The sequence below is a fragment of the Oleiphilus sp. HI0080 genome, assembly GCF_001635135.1.
The window spans coordinates 1-5251 of sequence record NZ_LWFU01000363.1 but is presented as its reverse complement, the minus strand read 5'-3'; the positions used below and the strand labels follow the sequence as shown (position 1 = coordinate 5251).

The 5251-nt window shown below is 44.0% G+C and carries 5 protein-coding genes; 3 read left to right on the top strand and 2 right to left on the bottom strand.

Annotated elements, in window-relative coordinates:
• The first annotated feature begins 89 nt into the window (after positions 1-89).
• The 3 genes from A3751_RS23840 to A3751_RS05465 all read left to right on the top strand — a co-directional run bounded on the left by A3751_RS23840 (position 90) and on the right by A3751_RS05465 (position 2974).
• Positions 90-179 (top strand): PEP-CTERM sorting domain-containing protein, encoded by a 90-nt coding sequence (locus tag A3751_RS23840; protein ID WP_369821226.1) that lies wholly within the window; start codon positions 90-92, stop codon positions 177-179.
• Positions 180-582: 403 nt separating this feature from the next.
• Positions 583-1374, top strand: coding sequence for an ABC transporter substrate-binding protein (locus A3751_RS05470; protein ID WP_068453183.1), 792 nt, complete (start codon positions 583-585; stop codon positions 1372-1374).
• 37 nt (positions 1375-1411) lie between these two features.
• Positions 1412-2974, top strand: coding sequence for a sensor histidine kinase (locus A3751_RS05465; RefSeq protein WP_068453181.1), 1563 nt, complete (start codon positions 1412-1414; stop codon positions 2972-2974).
• A 414-nt stretch (positions 2975-3388) separates the two neighbouring features.
• Here A3751_RS05465 and A3751_RS05460 read toward each other — a convergent pair whose 3' ends face one another.
• Complete coding sequence (locus A3751_RS05460; protein ID WP_231871932.1) at positions 3389-4024, bottom strand: RES family NAD+ phosphorylase; 636 nt, start codon at positions 4022-4024, stop codon at positions 3389-3391.
• Between the two features lie 44 nt (positions 4025-4068).
• Positions 4069-4458, bottom strand: a complete 390-nt coding sequence (locus tag A3751_RS05455; protein WP_068453177.1) for an MbcA/ParS/Xre antitoxin family protein — start codon at positions 4456-4458, stop codon at positions 4069-4071.
• Positions 4459-5251: the final 793 nt, after the last annotated feature.

The window sequence follows — 5251 nt, the reverse complement described above, 5'->3', positions numbered from 1 at the left end:
CGACGTTGGATTTTAACCAATATACCGGCATTGCGAATGGTAACGAAAGAATTGGCGTTGCGCTGGTTCGAGAGATTCCGACCTCTGAAGTGCCGGAACCGAGCGGCTTGTTTTTGCTTGGGCTGGGGCTGATGGGGCTCGTTTATACTCGGAAAAAAGAGTGCTTGGCGCGCGCTTAGGGTCTGGCGCGCGATTGAGCATCAGAGAACTTCTCTGTTTAGTGCGCGCGCAAGGCGAGTTTTATCGCATGCTTAGAACGTTGCAGATTCGACATCCTCAATTCATTTATCTATCGAGAAGAAGCGCTGGGGCGATCGGTTGGCCAAACCTGATTCATCAGGCCGCGCTTGATCAAAAGTGCCATGCTGTCCCGCATCTTCAAACTTGGTTCAAGCGCATTGTGTTCTATACGCTGAAGAGAGCAAACACCGCTCTGATACGTTTGTGAACGGCGTTAGTGAGGGTGGAGTGGCTCGAATACCCCGGCGACACCTGATTACCTAGACATGCTAGTTAGGGTGCGCTGCCACTATAACGCCAACCATCATATAAGCACGACGATTCACTAAGGGGGTAGGGTTCATGAAATCGCATATTGTTTACTGTCTAACTTCGCTTCTCCTCATTTTTTCATCCACGTTACTTGCTGAGACGATACCGATTGTTGGTGATTGGAAGGCTAAGCCCAAAAATTGGGTGAATGCCGATGGACAGGCCGAAGGCATTATGATGGATGTTCTGGAGGAGGTGTCTAAACGAACAGGTATCGAATTTACTTATACGCTTTCGACTTGGAATCGCGCCGTTGAAAGCAGTCGCGCAGGTCAGGGCGCGATTATCGGCTTCTCTAAAAATAAAGAAAGACAAATGTACTGGGATTACAGCGAGCCAATGTACTTTGATGACATCGTTTTGGTTGCGCTTAAAAAAGACAAGATCAACTTTGATGGCTTAGAAAGTTTAAAGGGAATGAAAGTCGCGATAAAACGAGGCTCTAGCTATGGCGATGATTTTGAAGCCGCAGTTAATAACAACATTATTATACCGGTAGAGACCGAAGACCGGGCAGGTCAAATGCGTATGCTCAACATGGGCCGCGTTGATTTGGTTCTTTTGAGCCCTGGGAATATCGCTTTGCAGTCGATTATCGCTGAGAACAAGTGGCTTCAGGAGAATAAAGATCAATTCGAGATTCTTTCTCCAATCTATAAACAAGATCCAAACTATCTAGGTATGCCAAAGTCTATGGGTAAATCGCATTTACTGCCCCCCATAAACAAGGCGCTAAAAGAAATGTTTGAAGATGGTACGCACGCGAGAATCGTGAAGCAGCGTATCGATGCGTTCATCGCGAATTTGCAGGCGAATAACTAAGCAATTTTTCGCACACCATCCTATCAGGAATGATTTTATGTCGGGTCGAGGGAAGGCGAATCTTCAGCGAACGCTAAGTTGGTTCCTGACTATTGCCATGTTTAGTGCCATCTTTTTTCCTGTGTTGTTTGTAGGAAGCTACGAGGTTTACCGACAATATCAAAAAGAAGTGATTATTGGTCCAGAGCAAGATGCGAAAGCCTTATTTGTCGTGCTTAAGAAAGGATTGATTGCGCCTTTGTGGAGCTATACGCCTGAAAATGCGAAAGACTTAATCAACGGCGTCGCTTTGAATCCAGCAGTTGAGGCGGTCATTGTAAAAGACGCGACCGGCGAAGTGTTTTCGGCGTTTTCTCGTGACGTTTTAGGAGAAGAGTCGGATCGTATTCATTTGGTCTCGGATGTGTTTTTTGAAGAACAGGTGATCGGCTCGGTTGATCTTGTATTTAATTATTCATCGGCAAAATCACTTGTCTCTGCTTATGCCATTCAAATAATACTTATCACCTTATTCCAGTTGGTTGTGATTATTTCCATTATCTTGCTGATTTTGAAATACCGTGTCACTGAGCCCCTTAGAAGCCTGAAGCGATTCGCCACGGAAGTATCTAAGCAGCACTTCGACTCTCCGTCACCAGAAGTCAAAAACAGAGAGTTTATCGAGTTGGCCGATGAATTAGACGCGATGAGAACAGCCTTGCACTCGTCATTCACTGAGTTAGAAGAGAAGGTGGAGCAAAGAACAAAGACGCTTCGTGATACGAATCTCGAACTGGAATCGGCACTAGAGAACATCGAGCGAACCCAAGAAACCTTGGTGCAGAATGAAAAGCTAGCGGCATTAGGTGCATTGGTAGCCGGTATCGCCCACGAACTGAATACGCCCATTGGTAATGCGCGTCTGGTCACCTCATCGCTACGAGAGGATGCGAGATCACTAAAGCATTTAAGTGAGGAGGGCAAACTTACGAAATCAGAATTTGAGCATCTGACATCAGACATATCTGACGCCACATCTTTAATCGAGAGAAATATTGCAAAGGCAGTCACGCTCATTCAGAGTTTTAAACAGGTTGCAGTCGATCGCACTAGCGATAGAAAGCGCGAGTTCTCCCTAAACGGATTTGTTGCCGACATCCTATCGACTATGCACCATATAACGAAGAATACGTGTATCAATATTGAAACCGAACTCGATGAAGACTGCGAGTTGTATAGCTATCCCGGTACGCTAAGCCAGATTATCGACAATCTTGTGAACAATGCGGTTTTGCACGCATTTGAAGGGTTGCAGTTAACGAAAGAGATGCCCGGCGTCATTGTAATTTCAACTCAGGTATCTGAGAAAAACGTGTCGATTAGTGTTTCCGATAATGGCATTGGCTTAACGCGAGATGTGCAGTCCAAGATTTTCGAGCCTTTTTATACCACCAAACTAGGAAAAGGGGGGAGCGGGCTTGGAATGCATATTGTCCACAATCTAGTAAATGGGCCGCTCGAAGGCCAGATCATCATCAAGTCAAAGCCAAAGCAAGGCACGACATTTGTTTTAACCATTCCTAAGCAGTTATCCAAGCAGCCTGATGATGTGGCGATCTGAGAGCATGGCCAAATGAGCGTCATCGAACCTTAGTTTGACACGGGGTTGTGCATCAAATTAACTAGAAACTGCCATGCAGTTCGCTTCATTTTTCGCTCATTAAATGGCACCGAACATGGCACCATTCAATGTCATATCTGAATCGATGGAACGAGCGCGAGAACCCTGTAAACGCAAAAAGCCCCATTTTACTGGGGCTTTGAGGTGACCTGAGCGGTTGCTAGATCAGTATGTGGTGGAGGTGGCGGGGGTCGAACCTTTCATTTCTTCTTCCAAATCAGTGGCTTATTCAGCTTGTTCCATTTTTGGATGCTAAAAGGAACAGCCGTTACTTGATCAACTCATTGTTCGTGCTTGACCATATAACAATGCAGTCAGGTTAACGTACTATTTTTTGTTAAACAAGAGAGGAGTTTAAAGTCCCTCGGGCTCCGCCGATATCTTGAAATGAGTTTGAAATCTCTGTTTTTGTCCATTCCATACATAGCGATAATGAGCGCCCTGTGTGCAGCAGCTGTTTGCCGGAGGTCTTAGAAGAGCGGCGCATTCGCCACCCTGGTTTCTAACGCTGTTGTAGAGTACTCCCCACTCAGATTGATCATAGAGATTTTTGCCAAAGGCTTGAGATCGTTTGTAGCAATTTGGTTTATGTAGCGCCAAGTCTCCGCGGATGTCAACCAATGGCTTTACAATCTCATTTACGTACTCGCGCATGGTTAACTCTGTGTCGCCCTCTTTTGTTGCAGAGAGAAACATCGCTTTGTGGTGCATTGTTTCTCTAATTGCCGTTTCTATATCACTTGCTGAATAGTAGACGCCAAACTGACCGTCCGTGAATCGGGAGGGATAACCAATGTGTGTAAACGCGGCCATTACCGGAGTGGCGCCTGGTCCAGTTATAAAATCCCCTTGTCGGATCAGGCACAAGCTGCCAGCTTCTTGTGCTAAACGATCGTTTGTTAAGCCCTCCAGTTGATATGCAATTTTTAGCTCTTCCTCCGAATCATAAATCGATTCGAAAAGATGTATAGGAGGAAAGTGCGATGGCACCAATCTGTGTGCCTTCCAATCTGGTCTATGGTAAGTATGCTTCTTCAACCTCGTGCCCAGTCTAAATATCTTCTAACGTCTGCTAAGTCTACCACTCGACCAGCAAGCATATACTCCAGAGCGCTTCGACCATTAAACGGCATGGTTGAGTTCTCCTTTTTAACCCATTGCGCTGCTTGCCCTAGCGTAGGGAATAGTATCCTCAAAGCTTTATATATTCCCAAAACATAAGAGATCCTTTCAAGCATATCGTGAGGCAGCTTTACTTCAGGCAGCTTTTTATATTTCGCATATGTGCTATCAGGTATACCACCCAATAGAATTTTCTGCTCAGAAGGTTTTAATCCCCATTCTTCTGTTATTCTGAAAAAACCTTTTAGCGCCACTTTCCCAGTATTTTTATTGTCTAACGCGACGGCTTTCTTAGTGTTCATAACTATCTCCAGAAATTTATATGTGTAAGATATAGAAGATATCTACATATATGCAAGCCTGGTGAGGTCGTGCATATGTTGTGTTTTTAAGCTTTAAAACGTCATTTATTGGTAGTTTGGCACTAAATATAGTGTTTTTTTTCCTAAGATTAAAATTGTAACAAACTATGAAAATAGCGGTGACTATCTCCTTGCAATCTATTCGGGCCCAAAATATTTGCTTCAATGGACTAACAGTCTCTGTTATGAAGGTATTATAAAAAAGATCGTGTTGCTTACATCTCAATTCGATTACCTATTTACTCTACTACTAGTTCTTTTACAGGGATTTGAAGGTTATGCCTCTTCAGAAGGAGTTTTTTCGATTATCTCGTCGTTACATATTGATATTCGTTGTTTGCAACATTCAATGGTTTTTTAGACACATTCGAGTCGATGACGATTGGAAGCTACAGGCACTTAAAACTTTCTCGGAAAACAAATGGGTAATTGCATTCGATTTCTTCATAGCGCCAATAGGTTTTTGCGCTCTTTTCGCCTCGTGTGGATTCTATGCTGTCAACTTCGTTAAAAGAGAAGAGCAGATAGTAAGAGAGCTAGTTAGTGTTATTTTGCTATTTTTTATTTTTGCCGCGGGCGTAGTCCTTTATTCGTATTGGACCCTTAACCACGAATCCATGGAATTAATATTGGCGAAGAGATCAAATTACGGACAGTATTTGGCTGATCATTGTATGGGGACACAAGAAATTGCGGCGTTTGGCAAATGCTCATCTAAATACTACGACACGCA

Bases quoted from the DNA above. Each gene is read 5' to 3' on its own strand.
- A3751_RS05455 (WP_068453177.1), bottom strand. From the start codon at position 4,458: ATGAACACTAAGAAAGCCGTCGCGTTAGACAATAAAAATACTGGGAAA.
- A3751_RS05470 (WP_068453183.1), top strand. From the start codon at position 583: ATGAAATCGCATATTGTTTACTGTCTAACTTCGCTTCTCCTCATTTTT.
- A3751_RS05465 (WP_068453181.1), top strand. From the start codon at position 1,412: ATGTCGGGTCGAGGGAAGGCGAATCTTCAGCGAACGCTAAGTTGGTTC.